General features: G+C 63.1%; 20 protein-coding genes. 6 read left to right on the top strand and 14 right to left on the bottom strand.

Features of this window, described 5'->3' with window-relative positions; translation table 11 throughout:
• Positions 1–488 precede the first annotated feature (488 nt).
• Positions 489–1,526, bottom strand: a complete 1,038-nt coding sequence (locus WN72_RS39825) for an alpha/beta hydrolase (protein ID WP_208617504.1) — start codon at positions 1,524–1,526, stop codon at positions 489–491.
• A 193-nt stretch (positions 1,527–1,719) separates the two neighbouring features.
• On the opposite strand from WN72_RS39825, the gene WN72_RS39830 reads away from it, so the two are divergent.
• Complete coding sequence (locus tag WN72_RS39830) at positions 1,720–4,578, top strand: ATP-binding protein (protein ID WP_167380985.1); 2,859 nt, start codon at positions 1,720–1,722, stop codon at positions 4,576–4,578.
• Between the two features lie 110 nt (positions 4,579–4,688).
• Here WN72_RS39830 and WN72_RS39835 read toward each other — a convergent pair whose 3' ends face one another.
• The 10 genes from WN72_RS39835 to WN72_RS39880 are packed head-to-tail and all read right to left on the bottom strand — an operon-like array spanning position 4,689 to position 13,861.
• Entirely contained in the window at positions 4,689–6,017 is a 1,329-nt protein-coding gene (locus tag WN72_RS39835) for an amidase family protein (protein ID WP_092217672.1), read from the bottom strand.
• 23 nt (positions 6,018–6,040) lie between these two features.
• Positions 6,041–6,724: a DUF2848 domain-containing protein gene (locus tag WN72_RS39840; protein ID WP_092217670.1), complete on the bottom strand. Its 684-nt coding sequence runs from the start codon at positions 6,722–6,724 to the stop codon at positions 6,041–6,043.
• Entirely contained in the window at positions 6,708–7,400 is a 693-nt protein-coding gene (locus tag WN72_RS39845) for an ABC transporter ATP-binding protein (RefSeq protein WP_027562642.1), read from the bottom strand. Before WN72_RS39845 ends, WN72_RS39840 begins: the two co-directional genes overlap by 17 nt.
• The gene (locus WN72_RS39850; protein ID WP_092217669.1) at positions 7,400–8,146 is read right to left on the bottom strand and encodes an ABC transporter ATP-binding protein; all 747 of its coding nucleotides are present in this window, start codon (positions 8,144–8,146) and stop codon (positions 7,400–7,402) included. The genes WN72_RS39845 and WN72_RS39850 overlap by 1 nt, the downstream gene beginning before the upstream one ends.
• A complete protein-coding gene (locus tag WN72_RS39855) occupies positions 8,143–9,066 on the bottom strand; it encodes a branched-chain amino acid ABC transporter permease (protein WP_092217706.1) in 924 nt (307 codons plus the stop codon). The genes WN72_RS39850 and WN72_RS39855 overlap by 4 nt, the downstream gene beginning before the upstream one ends.
• Positions 9,066–9,965, bottom strand: coding sequence for a branched-chain amino acid ABC transporter permease (locus WN72_RS39860; protein WP_092217668.1), 900 nt, complete (start codon positions 9,963–9,965; stop codon positions 9,066–9,068). Before WN72_RS39860 ends, WN72_RS39855 begins: the two co-directional genes overlap by 1 nt.
• A gap of 48 nt (positions 9,966–10,013) precedes the next feature.
• Positions 10,014–11,402 (bottom strand): ABC transporter substrate-binding protein, encoded by a 1,389-nt coding sequence (locus tag WN72_RS39865; protein WP_244553840.1) that lies wholly within the window; start codon positions 11,400–11,402, stop codon positions 10,014–10,016.
• Positions 11,403–11,455: 53 nt separating this feature from the next.
• A complete protein-coding gene (locus WN72_RS39870) occupies positions 11,456–11,836 on the bottom strand; it encodes a cupin domain-containing protein (RefSeq protein ID WP_027562637.1) in 381 nt (126 codons plus the stop codon).
• A gap of 15 nt (positions 11,837–11,851) precedes the next feature.
• Complete coding sequence (locus WN72_RS39875) at positions 11,852–13,321, bottom strand: 4-hydroxyphenylacetate 3-hydroxylase family protein (protein WP_092217667.1); 1,470 nt, start codon at positions 13,319–13,321, stop codon at positions 11,852–11,854.
• Positions 13,322–13,342: 21 nt separating this feature from the next.
• Positions 13,343–13,861 (bottom strand): flavin reductase family protein, encoded by a 519-nt coding sequence (locus tag WN72_RS39880; protein ID WP_027562635.1) that lies wholly within the window; start codon positions 13,859–13,861, stop codon positions 13,343–13,345.
• A gap of 154 nt (positions 13,862–14,015) precedes the next feature.
• Here WN72_RS39880 and WN72_RS39885 point away from each other — a divergent pair, with 154 nt between their 5' ends.
• Entirely contained in the window at positions 14,016–14,621 is a 606-nt protein-coding gene (locus WN72_RS39885) for a MarR family winged helix-turn-helix transcriptional regulator (RefSeq protein ID WP_027562634.1), read from the top strand.
• A 475-nt stretch (positions 14,622–15,096) separates the two neighbouring features.
• On the opposite strand, the gene WN72_RS39890 is transcribed toward WN72_RS39885, so the two are convergent.
• The gene (locus WN72_RS39890; RefSeq protein WP_028146533.1) at positions 15,097–15,855 is read right to left on the bottom strand and encodes an HpcH/HpaI aldolase family protein; all 759 of its coding nucleotides are present in this window, start codon (positions 15,853–15,855) and stop codon (positions 15,097–15,099) included.
• A 114-nt stretch (positions 15,856–15,969) separates the two neighbouring features.
• On the opposite strand from WN72_RS39890, the gene WN72_RS39895 reads away from it, so the two are divergent.
• Positions 15,970–17,526 carry a winged helix-turn-helix domain-containing protein gene (locus WN72_RS39895; protein ID WP_167380984.1) on the top strand — a complete coding sequence of 519 codons (1,557 nt, stop codon included), beginning with the start codon at positions 15,970–15,972 and terminating at the stop codon, positions 17,524–17,526.
• Between the two features lie 269 nt (positions 17,527–17,795).
• Here WN72_RS39895 and WN72_RS39900 read toward each other — a convergent pair whose 3' ends face one another.
• Complete coding sequence (locus WN72_RS39900; RefSeq protein ID WP_092217659.1) at positions 17,796–18,998, bottom strand: aspartate kinase; 1,203 nt, start codon at positions 18,996–18,998, stop codon at positions 17,796–17,798.
• Complete coding sequence (gene nagA, locus WN72_RS39905; protein ID WP_092217658.1) at positions 18,999–20,177, bottom strand: N-acetylglucosamine-6-phosphate deacetylase; 1,179 nt, start codon at positions 20,175–20,177, stop codon at positions 18,999–19,001.
• A gap of 118 nt (positions 20,178–20,295) precedes the next feature.
• Between nagA and WN72_RS39910 the strand changes: the two genes are divergently transcribed.
• The 3 genes from WN72_RS39910 to WN72_RS39920 are packed head-to-tail and all read left to right on the top strand — an operon-like array spanning position 20,296 to position 23,232.
• Positions 20,296–21,234 (top strand): glucosamine kinase nucleotide-binding domain-containing protein, encoded by a 939-nt coding sequence (locus tag WN72_RS39910; RefSeq protein WP_027562630.1) that lies wholly within the window; start codon positions 20,296–20,298, stop codon positions 21,232–21,234.
• A gap of 19 nt (positions 21,235–21,253) precedes the next feature.
• Positions 21,254–22,222 (top strand): N-acetylmuramic acid 6-phosphate etherase, encoded by a 969-nt coding sequence (locus tag WN72_RS39915; RefSeq protein ID WP_092217655.1) that lies wholly within the window; start codon positions 21,254–21,256, stop codon positions 22,220–22,222.
• Positions 22,219–23,232 carry an SIS domain-containing protein gene (locus tag WN72_RS39920; RefSeq protein ID WP_027562628.1) on the top strand — a complete coding sequence of 338 codons (1,014 nt, stop codon included), beginning with the start codon at positions 22,219–22,221 and terminating at the stop codon, positions 23,230–23,232. Before WN72_RS39915 ends, WN72_RS39920 begins: the two co-directional genes overlap by 4 nt.
• Positions 23,233–23,683: the final 451 nt, after the last annotated feature.

Consider the following 23,683-nt stretch of genomic DNA (forward strand, 5'->3'; position numbering starts at 1 on the left):
GCCAACGTTCGTCGGCGCTTATTCAACGGATATTCGACGACTTTTCGAGGTAAGCTTTAAGTCGTTGAAATCATTGGCGCTCCCTAGGGGAATCGAACCCCTGTTTCAGCCTTGAGAGGGTAAAGTCGATCGATGATCATCGTTGAGAGTCCTTCGATGGAGACCTTTCGGATATCAGGCTCGGCTCGCATAAGCAGGCGTTACCGCACCAGTTTCGCACCAGAAACGACCCAACCGAAGCGTAACGAACGCGACCAAATTCAAACAAAAAGTTAGCAAAATCAACGAAGCCAATCGCTATCCCGCCGCTCATAACGGTCTGGTTGCAGGTTCGAGTCCTGCCGGGCCCACCAGTGGAATTAATCATTATGAGCAGAGACTTTCATTTCACCGATTATTGGTCACCGCACCAAAGACGTTTCTCGTTGCCACTCACGGGTCAACAGCCAGGAGGGAGCGACCACGTCGCCCCTCCTCACTGATCGGGACTAACGCGCGAGCTGAGCCTTGATCTCAGCTGACATCTGACGGATCGCAGCCTCCGGCTCGGGATCGGTCAGAATGCCATTTAGCAAGACGAAGTCGTGGATCATACCGTTGTAGCGGGTAGCGATCACTGAAACCCCGGCCTCCTTGAGCTTACGGGCGTAAGCTTCGCCTTCGTCGCGCAGCGGATCGTTCTCCGATGTGATGACCAGCGCCGGCGGAAGCCCGCGCAGTTGTTCAAGGCTGGCGCGCAATGGCGAAACATAAGGGTTGTCGCGCGATGCGGCGTCCGGTGCGTACAAGTCCCAGCCATACTTCATGAAGGCGCGGGCCAAGAACCGACCGGTGCCGAATTCATGGTAGGACTGAGTGTCCACGCTGGCGTCGGTCGCCGGGATCATCAGCACCTGGTGACTGATCTTGGGGCCGCCGCGGTCCCTGGCCATGAGCGTCAGCGCTGCGGTCATGTTGCCGCCGACCGAATTGCCGGCCACCGCGATCCGGCTGCCATCCGCGCCAAACTCTTCGGCATGGCTCGCCACCCACTTCAACACAGCATAGGATTGATTGAGCTGGGTGGGAAACCGCGCCTCGGGCAAGGAGGTGTATTCAACGAACACGCCGATCTGGCCCGAGCCGACGACCAGGTCCCGCAAAAGGCGCTGGTGGTTCTGGAAATTTCCGACAATCCAGACGCCACCATGAATAAACAGCAGCACACCCGGTTTACCGGAGATCTGCTCGGGCTTCATGATGTAGATTTTCACGGTTTGACCATCCTGGGTGATGGTCTGCTCGGTCGTCCTCACCCCCGACATGTCGACCGGGGTCTTATTCTGCAGGCCGGTCAAGATGTCCTGCGGCTTCGGTTGAGGAAGCTCCCAGAAAGGACTTGAGTCCTTGTTGATTTCTTTCAGAAACGCACGAACCTGCGGGGCGATGCGAGGATCGGTTGCGGGATCTGGTGTTGCGGCTTGTGTCGTTTGCGTCATAACCGTCACTCCAAGAAGGATTGCTGAAAAAAGAAGGGTGCGTCGCATGTGTTACCTCTGCCGTTCCGACGGTCGAGCGCGTATCCAGAGCACTTCGAGCGAGTTCCGCGCTGTGTTGACGACTTGTTCGACCGTCCGATGCTCACCGCCACGCGCAAAGTTTAAGCTCGTTTCGCGCGTGAATTCCCTGAGCGTGTGCTGAGAAGTTCTGAGGATTACTCGATCTACTGGGGTCGCCGACTTGACGGAGCAAAGCCCAAAGGCCGTTCACGCGTCGAATGGATGGGAAGTCGATCTGGCCCGGCGCGAGTTGCGGTCCCGAGGTGCCTCCGTGCCGATTGGGAGCCGTGCATTCGAGATCCTCGAAATTCTGGCTCGATCGGGCGGCAAGCTCGTCAGCAAGTACCACCTGATGGAGCGCGTATGGCCCGGCGCGGTCGTGGAGGAAAACACCCTCCAATTTCATATTTCGGCCATCCGAAAGGCGTTTGGCGCCGACCGCGGCCTGCTGAAGACGGTCGCCGGCCGTGGCTATCGCCTGCTGGGACGCTGGAACGTGCTGGAGGCGCCCGAGCCGGAACATCGGTTCGATAACGCTGAACGCAACCCGAAACCGCCATTTCGATCCAATGTGCCGATTGCAGCATCGGCTCTGATCGGCCGAAGCGAACCGCGCCAGCATCTGCTGGATGTCCTGTCGGCTTATCGTGTCGTCACGCTGACCGGGCCAGGCGGAATCGGAAAAAGCGTACTCGCTCTCGAGGTTGCGCGCAGCATCTTTCCGGCGCTTGAGGGCGATTGCTGGATCGTCGAGCTGGCCTCGCTGTCGGACCCGGCACTCGTGCCGGCCGCGGTTTCCGTCGCGCTGGGACTGAGGCTCGCGGGCAGCGTGATTTCCGCCGAATCCGTAGCCCGGGCTCTCGACAGAGAGAGGCTGCTGCTCGTGCTCGACAATTGCGACCACCTCATCAATGCCGCAGCGAAGCTTGCGGAAACGATCGTCCGTCTATGCCCGAATGTGTCCGTGCTCGCGACGAGCCGGGAAATCCTGAGAATCGAGGGCGAGTACGCCTATCGCGTTCCACCGCTCGACGTGCCACCTTTGCGCCAGGACGACGAGGATGTCATTCGCGGGTACAGCGCAATTCAGCTGTTCAATGCCAGACTGATCGCCCTCGATGCCGGCTCGTCGGCGGGCCCTGGAAACCTGCCATTCATTGCCGCGATCTGCCGGCACCTCGACGGCATTCCGCTCGCCATAGAGTTTGCGGCGGCGCGAGTCGCGACGCTGGGACTTCAACAGACGACTGACCTTCTAGATGATCGCTTCAGTCTACTGACAGCCGGCCGCCGAACGGCTCTGCCGAGACACCAGACCCTGCGTGCGGCGCTGGATTGGAGCTACGAATTGCTGCCAGAGGCCGAACGGGCCCTGTTGAGTCGGCTGGCAATTTGCGCCGGCGGGTTCACGCTCGAAGCGGCGACCGCGGTCATGGGCGATCTCGGCGTGACGGCCACCATGGTTGCCGAGGGGATCGCAAGCCTGGTGGCCAAGTCGCTCGTATCCCTGGATGCATCGGCATCGTTCGGCCGCTGGCGACTGCTCGAGACAATTCGGGCCTATGCGCTCGACAAGCTGGCCGAGAGTGGTGAGGGCGAACAGGTTGCTCGTCGGCACGCTGAGTTCTATCGCGATCTGTTTGCACTGGCCGCCGCGGGCCCATCCGTGGACCTCAATGATCTGCCCCGTTACGTTCGAGACATCGACAATATGCGAACGGCGCTGGAATGGGCATTCTCTCGCGACTCGCAAAAAGTCGACATCGGAATCGGACTTGCCGTCGCCGCCGGGCCCGTCCTGCTGGCAACGTCCATGCTGCCCGAATGCTATCGCTGGTCGGAGCAGGCCCTGCTGGTCCTCGACGACACCAGGCGCGGAACGTCCGATGAAATGCGTTTGCAGGCCGCCCTGGGCTATTCGCTGATGTTCACGCGCGGCGGCGGCAACGAGGCGCGCGCGGCTCTGGATAGAAGCCTTTCCATCGCCGAAGTTCGCGGCGATCTAACTTATCAAATGTGGTTGCTCAGCGCGCTGAACATCTTCCACTTTCGAGGCGGCAATCGCGAGCTGACACTGCAATGCGCAAAGCGCAGTCTGGCAGTAGCCGAAGCCCTCGGCGACCCGGCCGCCTTCGCGTTGGCGCATTTCGTGCTGGGGAACTCACTTTACCTGACTGGCGATCTCAGGGGCGCCCAAGCGGAATTTGAGACAGCGATAGAAAACCGGTCACGCGCACAGCGCGCCAGCAAGGTCTACTTCGGCTTTGACGTTGCCGCCCCGGCCGCCATGGGTTTGGCGAGCACACTATGCCTGCAGGGATATCCGCGTCAGGCCACCGAACAAGCGCACCTCATCCTTGAGGATGCCCGTCACATCAAGCACTCGATCACGTTGAGCTTGACTCTAATCCACGCCGTCTTGCTGTTCCTCTGGACGGGCGATCTGGAGACTGCCGAGAAAGTCACGGATTGGTATATCTCCAATGGCCGGGCCCATTCCCTGGCGCTACAGGTGTTGGTCGGGCGTGGTATCAAAGCGCTGCTGGCGATCAGCCGCGGCGATTCTCAAATCGGAGTCGATACCTTGCAGAATTGCGTGCAGGAGCTTCGCGCTGCACGGTACGGGATGATGGCTTCGCCATTCAATCTTTCGCTCACGGAAGGGCTCGCCGCGACCGGCCGATTTGACGAAGCCATGAGCGTGATCAATGACGGCATCCAATTGGTCGAGATGAACGGCGACCTCATTTATATGACCGAGTTGTTGCGGGTGAAAGGCGTTCTTCTTCTCTCAATGCGGCAGCCTGACGTCGAGGAAGCGGAAAGGCTCTTCGACCGTTCGCTCGAACTCAGTCGTCAACAAGGCGCGCGGGCGAGCGAACTGCGGGCCACGGCCGACCTGGCAAAGCTCATGAGCGCTCATGGACGACGCGAGGACGCTCGGATCCTCCTGGAACAAATGATCGCGTGGTTCAAAGGCCAAGACACGGCGGATCTGAAAGCGGCGGAACGCCTCCTGACGACTCTGGAATTGAAGTAGTTGCAGCGGGACGTGAAGATTAAAGCCACGTCGCCTGAGTCCGGTCACAGGCGGCATCGCCACAGCCTCTCCACGCGATCGCAGATTCGGCGGCCCTTCGCGCGAAAGGGCTATGCAGTATGCAAATGTCCTCGCAGCAGCGTTTCTACGCTGGCCGCGATCTCCAGCAAGTGCCGGTCGGCGTTCCTGCGACCGATCAGCATGAGGCCGACGGGAAGACCGTCGAGCGGCAATGGCAGCGAAATCGACGGGCAGTCGAGCAAGTTGGCGATGCGTGGATTGCGCAGGACGAGACCGTTGAGCTCGTGAAATGTCGCATCCTCCGCAACGGAGGAGAGAAGCGGCGCACGGGTCGGCGTCGTCGGCAGGATGAACACCTCGTTGTTGCCGAAGAGCTGTTCGAAGGACCGGATCGCCGCCTGCCGCAGCCGCACCATGCGCACATAGTCCGTGCCGAGGATGCCAGCGCCGGCTTCGATGCGAACCCGCGTTCGGGGATCGACACCGTCCAGCCCGGGCAGGCCCAGACCGCGCAGCGTCGCGCCAACCTCGATTGAGGGAAAAGTGCCGATCTTGTCGATCTCCGCGACATCATCGAGAGCAGACTCGATCGATCCCTCCTCTATCCGCAAGCCACCAGATCGAAGCCGCTCCATGGCGGCCTCGAACGCGCCGAGTACGTCGGGCTCGCAGCGATGAAACAACCGCCCGCGGGCAACGATAAGGCGGAACGTGCCGGGAGGGGCCGGGCGCAGCCGCGATGGCGCGCCTTCACCTGAAAGCACCTGATCAGCCGCAAAGCAATCGGCGACATTCGCGGCGATCGGGCCGATCGTATCGAGGCTCGAGGATAGCGAGAATGCGCCGGCGGTCGGCACGAAACCGCTGGTCGGCTTGAAACCGACCGCGCCCGACAACGCGGCCGGGATTCGGAGAGAACCGCCGGTATCGCTGCCGATGGCGATGTCGGCCATGCCATCGATCACCGACACCACGGCGCCTGATGACGAGCCGCCCGGCACGCGCTCGCGGTCTCGCGGATTGCCTGCCGTTCCATCATGTGGGTTCGTGCCGAGCGCGGAGAAGGCAAATTCTGTCATCTGGGTCTTGCCGATGACGATGGCACCTGCAGCCCGCAGCCGTCTCACGGCTTCAGCGTCCTCAACAGCCGGTGGCAGACGGCGCAACGCGGCCGATCCGGAGCTCGTGACCGTGCCGGCAATGTCGAACAACGCCTTCACCGAAACGATGCGGCCATCGAGCGGGCCGCGAGAGCGACCTGTCGCGGCGCGCCGGTCGGCAGCCTCGGCCTCCCATCGGGCGCTATCCGCGAACACCGCCGTGAAGACGTTCTCGGCTTGCGGCGACTGGATCCGCGCAATTGCCTGCTCCAGCCGCGCAACGGCAGACGGATTTTCTCGATCGCTTGTGGCTGTCATAGAACGGCACCTGAGTGCGACAGTCAGGAGACGACCGGCAGCACATCGACATCGTAGCTGTGCGTCAACCTGCGGCCGAGCACGGGATCATCCAGCTCCATTTCAAAGCGCGTCGCCGGCCGGATGCCACCGATCGCACCGGGCGTCCCACAAAACATCAACGTGCCGGCCGGAAGGGTGGCCGAACCGGTGTGGCGGCGGATGAGATCGCGCGGCGTCCTGAGCGAGGAAACGGGGCTCTCCTGGTAGAGCGTCCGCTTGCCATCGATCGTCGCCCACGAGCGAAGCATCATTTCATCCCAATGCGCCTCGACATCGGCATAAGACCAGAGCCGCGAGCCGACCAGCTTGCCACAGAGCTGCTTCGACAGAGCGATGCCCGACGCCTCCGCCTTGCGATCGGTATGGTCAGATCCGATGCCGACCCAGAGCCCGTCAGCCATGGCGACAATGACGGGCTCGACCTCGCCGGAACTGTCAGGGCCGAGTACGGTGAGGCAGGTATCCTGGGTCAGCGTTTGTGCGGCGACGCGGTAATAAAGCGGCGTCGTCGAGGGGCGCGGAATGCCGAGCGCGGCGAGCTCCTCGATATGGTGCTCGATCGCCGCGGCATCCCTGCCCGCCCAGCCGGCAATGACGAGAGAGTCGATCTCGACGCTGACGCGGTCGGTCCTGTCGTTTGCGAGGCGGTCAAATTGCAGCAGCATGGGAGGGCCTACTCTTGGTCGATGTGGTCAGGATTTCACCGCGCTCGATCTGCAGCGTCGTGTCGGCGATCCGATCGAGCAGCGCCGGCGAGGATTCGGTGATCAGCATGGAAAGGTCCGGACGATGCCTGCGCAGCTCGCCAAGCGTGCGCGCATAGTCCAGCGCGAGGGCCGGCGCCAGGCCCTGGAAGGGTTCGTCGAGCAGCAGAACCTTGCGCGCCACCGTCAGCGCGCGGCCCAGCGCGACCATCTTTCCCTGCCCGCCGGACACGCCGCCCGCGGGCCTGGCGCGCATCACGTGCAGTTCGGGCAGCAGCTGATAGATTTCGTCGAGCCTGCGTGCGATCTCGGCACGATCGAGCTTCAACGCCAGCGCCGGCAGACGGATGTTCTCCTCGACGCTCAACTCCGGAATCAGGCGGCGGTCCTCCGGCGCGTAGCCGATGCCGGCACGGGCGCGCGTGTGGGCAGGCCTGCGGCCGAGATCGTCGGCATCGAGCCGGATCGAACCCTCGTCATGCGCGATGAGCCCCATGATCGCGCGCAGCGTCGTGGTCTTGCCGGCACCGTTGCGGCCGATCAACACAGTCGTCTTGCGCGCGACGATCTCGCAACTGACCGCGCGCAGCACGCGGACGCCCTCGATCGAGACGCTGACCTTGTCGAGACTGAGCATCAGGCAACTCCCACGACGCGCCGGCGGACTTGCGCGTTGCTGAACACCTCGTCGGGCCGCCCCTCAGCCATGATGTTGCCGGCGTTCCACACCAGGACCCGGCTTGCGTAGCGCGCGACCACGTCCATGTCGTGCTCGACGAACAGTGCGGTGATGCGGCGCTGGCGCAGCGCGCCCATCAGGGCCTCCATCAGCGGGAAGCGTTCGAGTGCGCTTACGCCACTGGTCGGCTCGTCGAGCAGCAGGAGGCGCGGCCGCAGCGCCAGCGCAACGGCAATGTCGAGCAACTTGCGATGGCCTTCGGGAAGCGTGCTGCTGATCCGGTCGGCATCGCCAGCGAGACCGACGAGGTCGAGCAGCGCCGTTGCCTCGTCACGTCGCTTCGCGGTCTCGAGCGGCCGGATCGCGCTCCACAGGCCATCCGTTGCCGCCAGCGCCAGCATCATGTTGTCGATCACGCGCTGTGCCGAGAAGAGCTGCGGGATCTGGAATGCGCGGGCGACACCACGGCGCGCGATAGCGCGCGGCGACAGGCGGGTGATGTCGTGACCGTCGAGCAGCACGCTGCCCGATCTCGGACGGATATAGCCCGTGCAGATGTTGAGCAGAGTCGTCTTGCCTGCCCCGTTCGGGCCGATGATCGCGAGGAACTCGCCCTCGTGGATCGCGATGCTGACGTCGTCGGCAGCCTTGACCCCGTTGAACGAGACGTGGAGACCTCTGGCTTCCAGGATGGGACGCGTCATAGGCTCGCCGCCTCCTTGCGCGTGAACAATCCATAGATCCCTTGCGGCATGAACATGATCACGATGATCAGCGTCATGCCCACGATCAAATTCCAGGAATCCGTGACGGTCACAGCCCCACTGTGCAGCAACTCCAGAAACAAGGCGCCGATGAACGCGCCCGGAACACCGCCGATACCGCCAAGCACGGCGATCAGAACGAGGTGACCGGATGCGGTCCAGAACGCGAAATCGGGGACCACGCGACCGATCGCAAAGCCGGCAAGCGCGCCGCCAAGGCCGGCGAGCGCCGCCGAGACGACATAGGCGATCAGCAGCACCGCCCAGACCGGGATGCCCAGATATTCGAGCCGAATCTCGTTGGTATGGACGGCCGAAAGCGCATGCCCGAGCGGGCTGTTCAGGTAGCGCTGCACGGCAAGGCCGACGAGCACCATCAGCCCCAGGCTGAGATAGAACAGCACGTTCTTGAACGCCGGTTCGCCGAGGACGACGCCGAACACAGCCGGCACTGGCACAGGCATGCCGTCGGTGCCGCCGGTGACGCCATACAGCTTGGCGCACAGCGCGTAGAACACCATGGAGACCGCAAGATTCAACATCGCGAAGAAGATCGCGCGATAGCGGACGAGAAACGATCCGGCGACCACGCCGACGAGCGCCCCGGCCAACACCGAGAGGATCAGCAGCAGCGCAAGGTCATTGATGCCGGCGCGCGCCAGGAACGCAACGCCATAGGCGCTCGCGGCGAAGAACATCGCATGACCGATCGAGATCAGCCCGGCGCGAAGCAGCACGGCGACGCCGAGCGCCGCAAAGCCCTTGGCGATCGCTAGAGTCAGGACGAATTGAAGCCAGGGCGCGGCCACAGGCAACAGCGCGAGGACGAGGATCGCCGCGGCGGCAATGATCGTTCGCATCATATCCTCCGCGCCGCCACCGATCCGAACAGCCCGTAGGGACGGATCAGGAGAACGACAAGCATCGCGGCATAGGGCGCGACGGCATCCAGCGACGGCGCCAGATAGATCGCGAGCACGCGCGCCAGGCCGACGATCAGCGAGGCCAGGGCGGCCCCCTCGATCTGTCCGAGACCGCCGATCGCCGCCACGGCAAAAGCAAGCACCATCGTATCGGCTCCGAGCCCCGGGGCGATGCCGGACGTCGGCGTCGCCAGCGCGCCGCCCAATGCTGCCAGGAACACGCCGAGTGAGAGCGCCAGAATGAAGATCCGGTTGGTGTCGATACCAATCGACTGCGCCATCTCGCGATCAGTAACCACGGCCGTGATCAGGCGCCCCAGCCGGGTGTGGTTGATCAAGAGCCGCAGGCCGATGACGACGAGGAACGCCATCCCAACCAGGAGGATCTGGTAGTTGAGATAGACGACGCCACCGATAGAGGTGGTCCCGAGCAATCGCATCGGCGCGTCTTCGTAGAAGGATTGCACGCCAAAGATCACGCGCTGCAGATCCTCCAGGATGAGGAACAGCCCGAACGTGATCAGGATCTGCACGGCCTCCGACTTGCCATAGGTCCAGCGGACCAGCCCCCGTTCGATCAACGGACCGAAGATCGCCGCAACGCACACGGCGCTGAACAGGAGCGCCGCGAACGATAGATAAGGATTGAGCTGCCGGCTCGCGATGAACAGGCAGATCGAGGCCGCGACATAGCCGCCGATCGAATAGAGGCTGCCGTGGGCAACATTGAGGACTCGCAGCACGCTGAAGACGAGCGTCAGGCCGACCGCCGCGAAGAAGATCAACGCGGCGCTCGCGAGGCTGTCCAGCAGCAAGGGGATGATTGCATTCAACATCGGCCTGAGCCTTGCGTTGTTGGCGTCGAGTGAAACGCGATCGCGGGCCTATTTGTAGCTTCCAGGCTTCGGCAGACCTTTTGCGAACTCGGGCTTGAGCGTCGCGATCCAGGCCAGCGGATCCTGGCCCGCCTGCGGCATCAGGCTGTCGCCCTTGTAGCGGACCATGTCGCCGATCACGGGAAACTGCTGCCCCGGCGTCTTCGCGGTGACGCCGACGATCTGGTCGACGAGACCGTCATTGTCGGCGCGCGTCTGCGCGGTGCCGGTCAAGGTCCCGACCTTGCTCCCCTTCATGGCGTCGGCGAGCTCGGCGCGCGTCGGCCATTTGCCGCCGTTCTTCTGCATCGCAGTGTTGTAGGCCGCCTTCACGTAGATCAGCGCGTTGGCCATCTTGATCGACGGGAATACCGGATATTCGCCGAAGCGCGCCTTGTAGGCGTCGGCAAACTTCACCGTCTCGGGCTTGGCCTTGGCGTCCGGCGACATCCACCAGCCGTCGCCGAGAACGCCGACGATCACGCCGTCGGGCAACGGCACGCGTTGCAGTACGGTCTCGCCGAGTGCCAGGATCACCTGACTGCTCGTGAAGACACCGCGCGGCGCAGCCTGGCGAACGAAGTTCTCGAGGTCCGCGCCCCAGAGATTGGAGAAGACGACGTCCGGTCGCGCGGTGGCGAGCCGGGAAATCTCGGTCTGGTAGTTCGGCGAGCCGAGCTTCGGATAGAGTTCGGCGACGATCTCGACGTCCGGCTTCAACGCCTTCAGCGCGGCGATGAAAATCTTGGCCGCGTCATGGCCGAACGCATAGTCCGGATTGATGATCGCAATCGTCTTCACGTCCGGTTTGCGGTCCAGCAGGTAGATCGCGTAGGCGATGAATTCAGGCACCGTGTTGCCGTTGGGGCGGAACACATATTTGCTCTTGCCGTCGATCAGCAACTGATGGGTGTCGCAGTTCCAGCCCACGGTGGGAACCTCGAGCTGCTCGGCGAGCGGCGCCAGCGCCAGGCAATTCGCGCTCGACAACGCGGCAACCATGACCTGGTTCTTCGCGTCCCCGGCGAGCCGCCGATACTCCGCGATCACGCCCTGCGCGCCCTGCGCCTCGTCGACATAGGTCGCGCTGACCGGCACGCCCCCGATGCCGCCCGCAGCATTGATCTCGTCGATCATGAGATCGGCCGCGTTCTTGCCCGGCATGCCGTAGGCCGCAGCGGGGCCCGACGTGAACGTGAAGATGCCGAGCCCCAACGAGCTCGGCTTCTCCTGTGCGGCGACCGGCGAGGCGACCACGACGCCGAGTGCGAGCGCGCCGGCAAGACCGTCCACCACCAATCGAAGATTGGCCTGCGGCAAGCCTCGATCCAGCCGGAACGGCAACTCAAGTGACGAGAGCCAACGCGCAACGACGATGGAGACACCTTTGAACGTCATGATTTCGCTTCCCCTAAGCCGGTCGAATGATGTTGTGCAGCAGCGATCCGGAATCACACCGGATCGAAATAGTGAATCTCCAGAAGCAGGCAGCCGTTCACGGACTTGAACGGCCCATGCGGCGCATGCGGCGGCCGGCAGGCGTAGGTATTCGGCGGGAAGCTCTTGCCGCCCTCGCCGTTCGCATCGTTGCCGACGATCAGGTCACCCGAGACGAGATAGACCTCCTCCCAATACTCGTGGGAGAACGGCGCCGTGGTGTAGACTCCCGGCGCGAAGCGAAGCAGCCGGGTCCGCGTCCCGCCGCGTTTCTCCTCGTCGAGGCCACCCGAGATGATCTTCTGCTGGATGCCGGCTGGATAACCTGCCGGCACTTCCCAACCGGTGGTCATGTCGAGCGTGTAGAATTCGTCGTGCTTCTTGTTGACGGGCATGAGCTGTCTCCTGATTCAGGCGGCTTTGCTGGCGGTCGAGACGCCGTTGAGGTCGTAGGAATCGAGCATGGTCTGGACCAGACGGTCGGCGCCGGCCCAGTCGTAGGTGCGATAGGAGTGACCCTTGGTGACGAAGGTCGCGCCGGCGTAGAACATCTCGTATTGCTGGTGGCGAGAGCCGAACTCGGAGCCCACGGCATCCCAGGCAAGCTTGTAGAACTTCACGCGGTCATGCGAATTGGCCTTCGGCGACTGCTGGGTCTTGCCGATCAGGCCCGCGATCTCCGCGTTGTCGAAGTCCGCGACCGACGAGGGCAGCATGATCATGCCGCCGCCGGCGAGCTCGCGAAGCGTGTTGATGACATGAGCATAGAGCTGCTGTGTCAGCACTTGCGCCGAATACAGCGTGTGCCGGTCGGGGATGAAATAGGGACCGGCCTGCGCGCCCTTCGCCTCCATCGCCGCCACCAGCGCGTCGACCATGCCGGTCTCCGCCGCGAGCTGGCCGAGCATTTCGCGTACCTGCGGGAACTGGGTGACGCCGTTCATGTCGGCGGTGCGATGCGCAAGGCCGGTCAGGAATTTGAGCTTCACGCTCAACCGCACCATCGCCTGGTAGTTCTGATAGACGTGGCAAGGCGTCGCGTGAAACTGCTTCTGGCACATTTCGACGTTGCCTTCGATGAAGACGCGGTCCCACGGAACCTTCACGTCGTCGAAATAGAGAACCGAGTCGTTCTCGTCGAAACGGCTCGACAAGGGATTGTCGAACACGGCGCCCGCTGCATCCTCGTAGGACTTGCGCGACAACATCTTCAGGCCCTTCGTGTTCATCGGAATCGCGAAGGACATCGCATAACGCTCTTCGCCCGGACGCATCGGTTGGATGGTCGTGACGAAGACCTCGTCGGCCACCACGCCTCCGGTGGCGAGCATCTTGGCGCCGCGGATCGTGATCCCTTCGGCGTCGCGATCGACGACACCGGCGGTGAGGAACGGATCGGCCTGTTCGGCCGCACCCTTCGAACGATCCGCCTGGGGATTGATGATGACGTAGGTGAGGTAGAGGTCCTTGTCGCGGGCGTAGCGGTAGTAGCTCTCGAGCGCGCCGGCGCGCGCGGGATCATGGGCCTGGAAGACGTCGAGTCCCATGTAGAGCCCGGAGATACAGGAGGCGACATGGTCCGGGGCCCGGCCCATGAAGCCGGCATGCAGCGAGGCCCACGCCTCGAGCGCCTTTCGCCGCGTCACGAGCTCGGCATAGGACGAGGGCAGCTGCCAGATGCGGTTGGCGCGGCCCGCCCCCGTATCGAACGTCATCAGCTCCGCATTCTCGGGCGCGCTCGCGAAGTCGAACAAGCCAGCCATGGAGCTGGCGAGATTGCGGAAGGCACGGTGCGTCGTGACATCGCCAACCGAGGCGCCGTTGATGTAGATGGTCCGGCCGTCCTTCAGGCCTGACAAATATTCCTTTGCGCTGCGCATCGCGGTTTCTCCGGTTCGAAACTAGTAGTGAATGGGAAGCGGCCAAGTCGGCTCGCGCTGGGTTTCATCGATGAGATCGCGGTATCGGCCGCGAAAGAAGATCAGGGGAGCGGCTGCCTCCGAGCGGCTCGCGTGTCGAACGACACGGACGACGAAGATGACGTGGTCGCCGCCGTCATAATTGGCGTAGGGCGCGCACTCGAAATGCGCCATCGCGCCCGAGATCAGCGGCGCCTCGGCATGGCCGACCGACGTCTTCACCTGGTCCCATTTGTTCGAGAGAGCGCGCGCGAACTGGTTGGAGATGGCTTCCTGGTCCCGCGCCAGGATGTTCACGGCAAAGCCCTTGGCATCCAGCATCGCGGGCAGGCTGCGCGCCTTGCGATCGACACTGAAGAGAACGAGCGGCGGATCAAGCGAGACCGAATTGAACGAGCTCATGGTCATGCCAATCAGCTCTTCGCCCTTGCCGCGCGCGGTCACCACCGCCACGCCGGTGGCGAATTCGCCGAGAGCACGCCTGAATGCACGATCCTCCATGGACTCCCGCCTCGTCGCCTCGCACCTGATTTATAATTCTCAGGTAGCTTTCTGACAAAGCTATTTAGGAATGTCAAGCCTACTTGCTGGGCGGGCGCATGCGTGCTTTTTAAGCAAGCTCGCAATGCCATGATTTGGCGAGGAGATTGACCGCGTGACCGATGCACTCTTGACGGCGTCGAAACCCGAGCTGCTCGACAAGGAAGGAGACCGCACGCTTCGCGGGCTGCTCTACGACTATTTCGCGTTCGGACGCAGTCTGGAAGCCTGCCGCGAAATATTTGCGGGCTTTGTCGACCTGTCGCCCACCCAGTATCTGATCCTGATCGCGATCAAGAATTCGACTGCGGAAGAACCGATGGGCGTGAATCAGGTCGCCGAACGGCTGTATCTGAGCGGCGCCTTCGTCACCAACGAGATCAACAAACTGGTGTCGGACGGCCTGCTCGAGAAAAGCCCCCATCCCGAAGACGGGCGGCGGGTGCAGCTTGCCCTCACCCAGCACGGAATGAGCCTATTGACCCGTCTTGCCGCCTTGCAGCGACCGGTCAACGACGCGCTATTTGGAATGCTGACGCGCGAGGAGTTCAAAATGCTGGCCCAACTGCTGTCCCGGCTTGCGTCAAACGCTGATAGCGCGTTGAAGCTGGCCGAACATGTGCAGGCTACGCTCAAATTGCAGGAGGATCAGCGGGCCTCCGCGGCGAGTCCGCCCGACTCCCGCAAGAAGCGGCGTGCAACGCGCCGCAACGGTCGATAACGCCAATCCTAGGTTAGCGTTTTGCCTCATCCCGCAGCTCAATTAAGGCGGAAGATACGGAAAACAGAAGCTGAAAGCTCAGACCAGCCGCACCAGTTTCGCACCAGAAGCAACCTGATCGAAACGCAACGAACGCGGACGAAATCAAACGAAAACGCAGCAAAATCAACAACGCTGTTCAATATTCTCCCGCTCATAACGGTCTGGTTGCAGGTTCGAGTCCTGCCGGGCCCACCAAATAAGACCAACAACTTACAACGGCGCATTTTTTACACGGCGCGTGCCCACAGAAACAATTGCCGCTGAAGCGGCACGCTTCCAGGTTAGCGATAAGGTGCGGAAAAGGGACGGCGCGGAGCGTCCGCGCGATTTCCGCCTGAACGCGAACTCGGACTTGCTCGATACTGTTGGCAGGTCTCAAAAGGGCGAGGCAGACTCCAGTCGAAAATGCTCGGGTCAGAAAGAAAGACGATCCCTAGCTATTCGCCCACTCCGCCGCCTGGCGCGCATACTGCTTCAGCATGAGCACGTCGAACCCGTAGACGAGGATGCGGTGACCGCGGCGGATGTTGCCCTGCGCCTGCTCGCGCGTGAGCGCGGATGCGCCGAGCGCGATACCGGCGTTCAGCACCACCTGCTCCACGTGCTTCACAGCGTCGAGCAGGATTGGCGCGTCGAACTTGCCGGGCACGCCGAGCTCCGTCGAAAGGTCGAACGTCGCCACGATCATGTAGTCGATGCCCTCCACCTTGCAGATGTCCTCGATATTGTCGACGGCGGCCTTGGTTTCGATCAGGAGACCGCACACCGTCTCGGACCCACGCTTCGGTAGATAGTCGTGCAGCTCGACGCCCCACCGCGAATGCGCGATGAACGGAGCCCAGCCGCGTCGCCCGTGCGGCGGATAGCGCGTCAATGCCACGCATTCGGCGGCCTCCGCGGCGGTGCGCACCAGCGGAAACATGATGCCCTCGGCACCGGCGTCGAGCGCAGGCTTCACGCACGCTTCATCGCCCTTGACGACGCGCACCCATGGTGAGCAGGCGGTGCCCGCCGTGGCCGCGATCATCGCATGTAGATTTTCCATGCCAATCGGGGCATGCTCCTGGTCGATCACCAGCCAGTCCGGCCCCGCCGCGGCGAGCGCCTGCGTCACGACGGCGGACGGGATCACGCACAGATATCCGCCGAGCAGGTCCTTGGTCTTGTGGATACGGTCCTTCATGCTTGTCATCGCAACGTTCCCTTGGCCATGCTTATCTTGTGACCCCAGCTTGCGGGTCGGTCGGTGCGAAGTCATGAAGCCGCGCTGAAGAATTTCGGAAATGATTTTGAATCGAGCCATATGATGACGACTAACTACCGGTTTGGCTCATTTCGACTTGATGAGGCCGCGGAAGCCCTCTTCCGCGGCACGGAGGTGACCGGGCTTGGACGCCGGCCCGTTGCGCTGCTGCGTGTGCTGGTGCAGCAAGCGGGCGCGCCGGTCTCCAAGGACGCGCTTATCGCGGCGGCCTGGAACGGACTTGCGGTCGAGGAGAGCAATCTGCCGGTGCAAATCGCGGCACTGCGACGGGTGCTCGCTGAGGAGCCGGGCGGCGAGACCTGGATCGAGACACTGCCCCGTCGTGGTTACCGCTTCGCCGGCCCGTCGGTCGCTGTCGAGGACGGGCCGGAACGTCTTGCGGCAGCTGCTGCTGCGCAGGTCGCAACCCGTCCATCAGGCGATCAGCCTTCGATCGCGGTGCTGCCGTTCGTGGAGTTCTCCTGCAATCCCAATCAGCAGCATTTCGGCGACGCGATCGCCAACGACATCATCACGGCGCTAACGCGCTTCCGCTGGTTCTTTGTCGTCGCGCGGCAATCAAGCTTCGCATTCCGCGATTCAACGATCGACGTGCGCGAGATCGCGAACAGGCTCGGCGTGCGCTACGTGCTCGAAGGAAGCCACCGGCAAGCCGGCCAGCGCATGCGCATCACGGCGCAACTCATCGACGCCACGAGCGGTAGCCACATCTGGGCCGATCGCTACGAGCGCGACGTCGCGGACATCTTCGCGATCCAAGACGCCATCGCCGACAACGTCGTCGGCGCGATCGAACCGGAACTGCTCAAGACCGAGTCGCGTCAGCACGCTATGCAGACGGGCGGCATGACGGCATGGGATCTTGTGCGCCGCGGCGTATGGTACTTCCACCACATCGCACCGGAAACTCATGCTGAGGCGCGCGATCTCTTCCGCGCTGCCGCGAAGCTTGAGCCGCGATCGCCCGATCCGTACATCTGGCTTGCGCGTGTGTCCGGCGGAATCGCGCTATGGGGATGGAGCGAGGATCCCGAGCCCGTGTGCCAGGAGGGCCTGGCGGCGGCGCTCACCGCGATCAACCTCGACGAGAAGAACCCTTACGCCCACTACGGCCTCGCGATCACAAGCTGCGGGGCCAACCGACTAGAGCAAGCTGAAAGGGCCGCTGAGAAGGCGATCGAGCTCAGCCCGAGTTTTGCGCTAGCGTATCTCGTGCAGGGGATGGCGAGGCTTTACCTCGGCAAGGCCGCGGAGGCGAAGGCCGCCCTAAAGAACGGACTGCGGCTAAATTCGCACGACCCGCACAATTTCGTCTGGTTCGACCTGCTGGCTCTCGCGCACCTGTTTACCGGCGAGACCGCGCAGGCCGTCGAAGCCGCAACGCAGGCGCTGAAGATTCGGCCGGCGGCGCAGTTGACCCTTCAGGTCATGGCGGTCTGCGAGGCAGCAAGCGGCCGGATGGACGAAGCAAGACAATATCTCGTTGCAGAGCAGACCTCCGCTCAATCCGCCGCGATCATTGGTCACCTCAGGGCGCGCAACCCGCTATGGCGCGAGCAAATCGACGGCCTGCTAAGGCAAGCGAGTGGCCGGCCATGAAGTGCGCGCAAGTGGTGAACTTCGTCCGCCACGGGTCATGCGCGACCTACCCAGTGAGATACTGCTGCCGTATTGTGTTCCTTCAAGAACCCACTGATCAGCGTTCCGCATACCAGAAATCCCACAGAAACCCCGCGAACAAACATGCACGAGCACGAAAGGAAACGATGATCTCTGATTTCGTTGGATCTTTCCGTTAGCTCACTGCGCTCATAACGGTCTGGTTGCAGGTTCGAGTCCTGCCGGGCCCACCAATGAAATCAAACGGCCTATGTCTGCTGAACAAGCGAATGCAACGCCTTCACTGCGGCTTCCCGGCTCTCCGCGGGGATGAGCAGACTGACCGAATGCGGCGACAAAACGTAGGTGTCGGGGACAATCCCGTGACCCCTGAGAACCTGCAACGCCCTGAACGGCAATTCCGACGAAACGCCGCCGAAGCAGGTGAGACTCACCGAGCTCGAAGCCTCGCGCCGCCTGCGAAGGTCGTTGGCGTGCTCCAGCGTGCGCAGCAGGGCATCCAGCCACTCCGTATCGCAGGCCAGGGTCATGCTGGTTTTTCCTGCGGCGAAGTGTGATGCAAGGAGCTGCGGCCAGGACAGGCTGTTTTGCTTGAGATGCTGCGCGAGTTTCTCGAAACCGTGATTGAGATCGCTGGAATCGATTTCCACATGCTCGATGCGCGCTATCGAGTTGACGGCCAGAACCTTCCCGTTTTCCATGCCCAAAACCTCTTTCATCACTTGCGTGCTGTGCTCGACGCCACCCCACTGCTTGAGGACCAGAGGCACGTCCTGACTTTGCGCCAGCTCGACGCTGCGAAAATGCAGGATCTTTGCACCCCAGAAACACATCTCCGACAGCGATGCGAAATCGACCTGCCGGAGTGGCTTTGCGTCCTTCACGATGCGCGGATCCGCCGAACAAATGCCGTCGACCTCCTTGATGATTTCACAGCGTTCGGCTTTCAGCGCCGCAGCCATCGCAACCGCCGTGGTGTCGCTGCCGCCCCGGCCGAGGGTGGTGATTTCCCTGGTCGCCGGGTTCACACCTTGAAATCCTGCCAGCACGACAACGCGGCCGCGATCGAGCTCCTCACGCACGCGAACGGGCCGAACATCCAGAATGCGTGCGGCGGAATGGGAGTCGTCTGTCATCACGCCAGCCTGGCTGCCGGTGAAGCTGATTGCAGCCACGCCGAGATCGGAAAGCGCCATGCTCATCAGGGACATGCTGATGCGCTCACCCGTCGTCAGCAGCATATCGAGCTCGCGGCGGTTGGGAGTCGGGCTGACCTGATGAGCCATCTGGATCAACTGGTCGGTGGTCGTGCCCATGGCGGAGACGATCGCGACGACACGATGACCGCGGCCGTGCAGGTCGGCGAGACTGCGCGCAACCGCGCGAATCTTCGCCGGTGTTTCAAGGCAGACACCACCATATTTCTGCACGATGATGGGATGGTTGCGCATCTAGCCTCGCTCGGAAGCCGTGGCTGCCTCGCCCATCGAACCGACGCCGCCGATCCATGTGCCGACGACCTCAAAGTTCGGATTAAAGGCGACAAGATCCGCGCGGTATCCGGGCGCGATCCGTCCAAGGGCGGACCCAAGACCCAGAAATGCCGCGGGCGTCCGGGACGACATGATGAGGGCATCGACGAGGGAGATTCCAACGAGCGCAACAGCGTTGCGGACCGCCTCGATCATGGTGAGGTGAGCGCCCGCGAGTGTGCCATCACTGCCGGTCAGGCGATTGTCGTGCAACGTGATCTGCCGTCCTTGCAGCAGGAATTGCCGGTCGTCCGTGCCTACCAACGGCATGGCATCGCTGACCAGCATCAATCGATCGCGTCCCTTGCAGCGGAAGGCAACGCGCAAAGCGGCGCGGTCAACGTGAATGCCGTCGCAGATGATTCCGGCAAACAGCCGGTCATCCTCCAGCGCGGCGCCCACCAGGCCCGGCTCCCGGGCGCTCAACTGCGACATGGCGTTGAACAAATGGGTCACCCCCGAGATACCGTGATCGACCGCCTGCCGGATCTCGGCTGCGCTGGCATCGCTGTGGCCAGCTGCGATACGCAATCCGGCGCCGACCAATTCATCGATCATGGAGGCGGGCACGCATTCCGGGGCCAAGGTCACCATCGAGCGGCCGCGATCCCCGAAGCTTTTGATGGCGGCGAGGTCGCGCCGATCGGGCACGCGTATCTCGGCTTCCGGATGAATGCCCTTGCGAGACCTGTTGAGCGCCGGACCTTCCAGATGAAAGCCGAGCACGCCGGGAATATCGAGGCACCCCTCGGCTGCTACGGCCAATCGTTCGACGACCTCGGGTCGATCGGTGATGAGAGTAGGCAAGCAGCCCGTGGTTCCGGCCTTGCGGTGCGCCTCGACGATGCGTCGAACGCCGGCCTCCGTCGGCTGGTCGTTGAGAAGAACGCCCCCGCCTCCGTTCACCTGGATGTCGATGAATGCGGGTGCAAGGATCGCATCGTGGGGAAGGCGGATTGACGCCGGCGCGGCCTCCTCGAAGCTGATGCTTTCAATCCGTCCCTGCGAGATCGTGACCGACCCCGGCCCGTGCATGTCGGTCCCATCAAAGATGTGCTGTGCGGCAATCGTGAGAGAGGTAGAACCAGCGTGGCCCATCAGTATCGATCCGGGAATGGCCGTCACGGACTCGTGAGGCGTCTCTGCCAAAAGAGTTCATATGTACGCCACGGGGACCTTGTGCGGACCCGAAGCGAAACCTTCGCGTTAACGTTCCATGGGAACAAAAGGTACCACGTATCTCGGCATTGATGGGGGCGGAACCCGCTGTCGCGCCCGGATCGAAGACGAAAACGGCACGGCGCTCGGAGAAGCGAACTCGGGACCGGCCACGACGCGGATTGGCGTTGACAAGGCCTGGCCGTCCATCATGGAGGCCACGGAAGCTGCGGCCACACAGGCCGGACTGAGCCGCGAGGATTTCGCGCAAATGCACGCCGGTATTGGCCTTGCCGGTATTGGCCGCCGGGGCGCGAAAGCGGCGCTCAGCAAAATCGCGCATCCCTTTGCGTCCGTTAACTTCATCGGCGACGGCCTCGCGGCCTGTCTTGGCGCCCATAGCGGCGCGGACGGGGCAATCGTCGTGGCCGGCACGGGCTCGGTCGGTGTCGGCCTGGTCGACGGCCGCGAGATCCGTCTCGCCGGTTACGGTTTTCCCGTGTCGGACGAAGGCAGCGGCGCCGACATCGGCCTACAGGTTGTCCGACTGGCGCTGCGGGCTGCGGATCGCCGCCGCGAGTTGACGCCATTGCTTGAAGAGGTGCTGGGCGCATTCGACCATGATCCCTATCAGGCGGTGGCCTGGTCCGAACAAGCCAGAGCCACGGACTACGCCGCATTCGCACCGATCGTGATGCGGCACGCCAATCAGGGCGATCCGGTCGGCCGCCGCATTGTCGAACGCGCCGCCGATGCCATTGGCGATCTGCTCGATCTATTCCTGGCGAGAGGAACCTATCGGCTCTCGCTGGTGGGTGGGCTCGCGGATGCCATTACGCCGTGGCTGACGCCCGACCTGCGTACCCGCCTGAAGCGTCCTGACGCCGACGCAACAGCCGGAGCGTTACTGGTCGCGCGAGGGCGGCTGGACCTACCCACGCTGGCCCTGCCCGGGAGAGAAACCGACCATGAACAGGCTCCGAAGTTCCGCGTTTGATGGCGCTTGGATCAACAGTATGGCCACCGAAGACGTCGATCTAAGATTTGCCGACCTTGATGCATGGCCGCTGACGTCAGCGATGGAAGCGATGTGGGAGGGTCAGCTTGCGGCGGTCGCTGCGATCGGTCATGCCCTCCCCTCGATCACCGCGGCGACCGAAGCGGCCCAAGCGGCGCTGGGCGATCACGGTCGCCTTGTCTACGTCGGCGCCGGCACCTCGGGACGCGTGGCGGTCCAGGACGGCGCCGAGCTGACGCCGACCTTCGCCTGGCCCAAAGAGCGCGTCCGCTTCATCGTCGCCGGCGGAGACAGTGCCTTCGTCGCCAGCATCGAGGGTGCGGAGGATGACATCGATGATGCGGTCGCACAGATCAATGCCGCGCGGCTCACGCCGCATGATGTAGTGATTGCGGTAGCCGCCAGCGGGACGACGCCGTTCACGGTCGCGGCGCTGCAGCAGGCAGGCTCCTGCGGTGCAGTGACGGTCGGTGTCGCCAACAACCCTGGCACCGCACTGCTGGCATCGGCCAGGTTTCCGATCCTGATCGAGACCGGCCGCGAGCTGATCGCCGGCTCCACGCGGATGAAGGCGGGCACCGCGCAGAAGGTCGTGCTCAACCTGATCTCCTCGGGAATCATGCTGCGTCTTGGCCGGGTGTATCGCGGCATGATGGTGAACATGCAGCCGACCAATGCCAAGCTGAAGCGGCGCGCCGAGGCCATGGTGGCGCAAATCGCCGACTGCGATCCGTCGCACGCGGCACGCTCGCTGGAGCAGGCCGAAGGAGACGTCAAGACGGCGGTCCTTCTGGCGCTGGGCGTCGACAGGACTGATGCGGAGACCATTCTGAAAGACGGCGACGGCAATCTCCGGCGCGTGTTTGCCGAGCTCGCCGGGAATCCGGACTCGCACCGGGACTCGCATCGTGACCAGCCTCCCAAGGCGCCGGCGGCACGCAAGCAAGGCGGAGCGGTTGAGTCATGACAACATCCGCGATGGCGAGTGAAATCGGGGAAAGCGCCGATACCGTCGCGAAAATCATTCGTAGCCGTCCCGCCACGCGCGACATCGCGCAGCGAATTGAGCTTGGCTCCGTCCCCTTGTGCGTCGTGTGTGGTCGGGGAAGCTCCGGACATGCCGGGGTTTTCCTGAGATACCTTGTCGAGACGCGGCTTCGCCTTCCCGTTTCAGCAAGTGCTCCCTCGGTGATCACGGCATTTCGCACGCCCTTGATGCTGCGCGATGCGCTTTTCATCGTGATCTCGCAATCCGGGCGCAGCCCGGATCTCGTCGCAGCGACAAGGTGGGCGCGCGCTTCGGGCGCCCACACCGTTGCCATCGTCAATACGACGTCGTCGCCGGTGGCTGACGAAGCGGAGTTCGTCGTTCCGATCGAAGCCGGCCAAGAGCACTCCGTAGCGGCGACAAAGACCGTCATCGGCTCGATGGCCGCCAGTGCCGGACTGGTTGCCGAGCTGGCACAAGATCGTGCGCTGCGGTCAGCCCTCGACAGGCTGCCCGAGCGCCTGCACCGCGCGCTGGCGCTCGACTGGTCCGAGATCGCTGATGATCTCGCCAAGGCGTCAGCTGTGTTTGTGGCGGCTCGGGGCCTGGCCCTGGGCTCGGCGAAGGAGATCGCGCTCAAGCTTTCGGAAATCCTGCGCCTGCCCTCCATCGGCCTGAGCGCCGCCGAGCTGCAGCATGGGCCACGAGCGGCGCTGTCGTCGCGCACGCCCGTCGTCATGATGCGCCTCATGGATGAAACGGCGGCCACGGTTGACGCACTTGCGGAGGAATTGCGTGAGCAAAAGATCGCGCTGCATCTCTGCGGCGGACCGCATGGCTCGCTGCCCTGGTTGGCCGAGGGTGACCCTGTCACCGACGCGATCACCATGCTCGTTCCGGCCTATCGGATGATCGAGCAGGCGGCATGCGCCCGCGGATTTGACCCGGATCGCCCCCCTCGCCTGAGCAAGATTACCGAGACGTTTTGACAACTGCCTGATCGCTGGCTGGCGACCACGCACCAGTTTCGCACCAGAAACGGCGTAGACGAAACGCGACGAACGCGATCAAACCAGAATGAAAACGTAAGAAAATCAACGAACACGCCCTTTATCCCGTCACTCATAACGGTCTGGTTGCAGGTTCGAGTCCTGCCAGGCCCACCACGCTTCGCCCTACGGGCTACGCGTGACGCAGCCGCGCGGAGAACGAGGGGCGGAGCGTGGTGTGCGGCGTAGCCTAGACGAAGTGAGAGCGAAGACGGACGAACTGCTGCGAAACGGGCGAAGGCTGAGGCGCCGAAGCCCAACGGGCGAAGGCGGGCTGTAAAATCAATTCCTTGGGCCCTTACCGAATTTTCCGGTGGACTGGCTGATTTTGTTGAAGCCAGACATGAGCAAGATCACCACACTCCCCGTTGCGACACGCGACATTCGCGCG

It is taken from the genome of Bradyrhizobium arachidis (genome assembly GCF_015291705.1).
GTDB classification, from domain to species: Bacteria; Pseudomonadota; Alphaproteobacteria; order Rhizobiales; family Xanthobacteraceae; genus Bradyrhizobium; species Bradyrhizobium arachidis.

Excerpts from the sequence above, each read along its gene's own strand:
- WN72_RS39825 (WP_208617504.1), bottom strand. The coding sequence starts at position 1,526 with ATGCGACGCACCCTTCTTTTTTCAGCAATCCTTCTTGGAGTGACGGTT.
- WN72_RS39835 (WP_092217672.1), bottom strand. The coding sequence starts at position 6,017 with ATGACAGCCACAAGCGATCGAGAAAATCCGTCTGCCGTTGCGCGGCTG.
- WN72_RS39840 (WP_092217670.1), bottom strand. The coding sequence starts at position 6,724 with ATGCTGCTGCAATTTGACCGCCTCGCAAACGACAGGACCGACCGCGTC.
- WN72_RS39845 (WP_027562642.1), bottom strand. The coding sequence starts at position 7,400 with ATGCTCAGTCTCGACAAGGTCAGCGTCTCGATCGAGGGCGTCCGCGTG.
- WN72_RS39850 (WP_092217669.1), bottom strand. The coding sequence starts at position 8,146 with ATGACGCGTCCCATCCTGGAAGCCAGAGGTCTCCACGTCTCGTTCAAC.
- WN72_RS39855 (WP_092217706.1), bottom strand. The coding sequence starts at position 9,066 with ATGCGAACGATCATTGCCGCCGCGGCGATCCTCGTCCTCGCGCTGTTG.
- WN72_RS39860 (WP_092217668.1), bottom strand. The coding sequence starts at position 9,965 with ATGTTGAATGCAATCATCCCCTTGCTGCTGGACAGCCTCGCGAGCGCC.
- WN72_RS39865 (WP_244553840.1), bottom strand. The coding sequence starts at position 11,402 with ATGACGTTCAAAGGTGTCTCCATCGTCGTTGCGCGTTGGCTCTCGTCA.
- WN72_RS39870 (WP_027562637.1), bottom strand. The coding sequence starts at position 11,836 with ATGCCCGTCAACAAGAAGCACGACGAATTCTACACGCTCGACATGACC.
- WN72_RS39875 (WP_092217667.1), bottom strand. The coding sequence starts at position 13,321 with ATGCGCAGCGCAAAGGAATATTTGTCAGGCCTGAAGGACGGCCGGACC.
- WN72_RS39880 (WP_027562635.1), bottom strand. The coding sequence starts at position 13,861 with ATGGAGGATCGTGCATTCAGGCGTGCTCTCGGCGAATTCGCCACCGGC.
- WN72_RS39890 (WP_028146533.1), bottom strand. The coding sequence starts at position 15,855 with ATGACAAGCATGAAGGACCGTATCCACAAGACCAAGGACCTGCTCGGC.
- WN72_RS39895 (WP_167380984.1), top strand. The coding sequence starts at position 15,970 with ATGACGACTAACTACCGGTTTGGCTCATTTCGACTTGATGAGGCCGCG.
- WN72_RS39900 (WP_092217659.1), bottom strand. The coding sequence starts at position 18,998 with ATGCGCAACCATCCCATCATCGTGCAGAAATATGGTGGTGTCTGCCTT.
- nagA (WP_092217658.1), bottom strand. The coding sequence starts at position 20,177 with ATGGGCCACGCTGGTTCTACCTCTCTCACGATTGCCGCACAGCACATC.
- WN72_RS39910 (WP_027562630.1), top strand. The coding sequence starts at position 20,296 with ATGGGAACAAAAGGTACCACGTATCTCGGCATTGATGGGGGCGGAACC.
- WN72_RS39915 (WP_092217655.1), top strand. The coding sequence starts at position 21,254 with ATGGCCACCGAAGACGTCGATCTAAGATTTGCCGACCTTGATGCATGG.
- WN72_RS39920 (WP_027562628.1), top strand. The coding sequence starts at position 22,219 with ATGACAACATCCGCGATGGCGAGTGAAATCGGGGAAAGCGCCGATACC.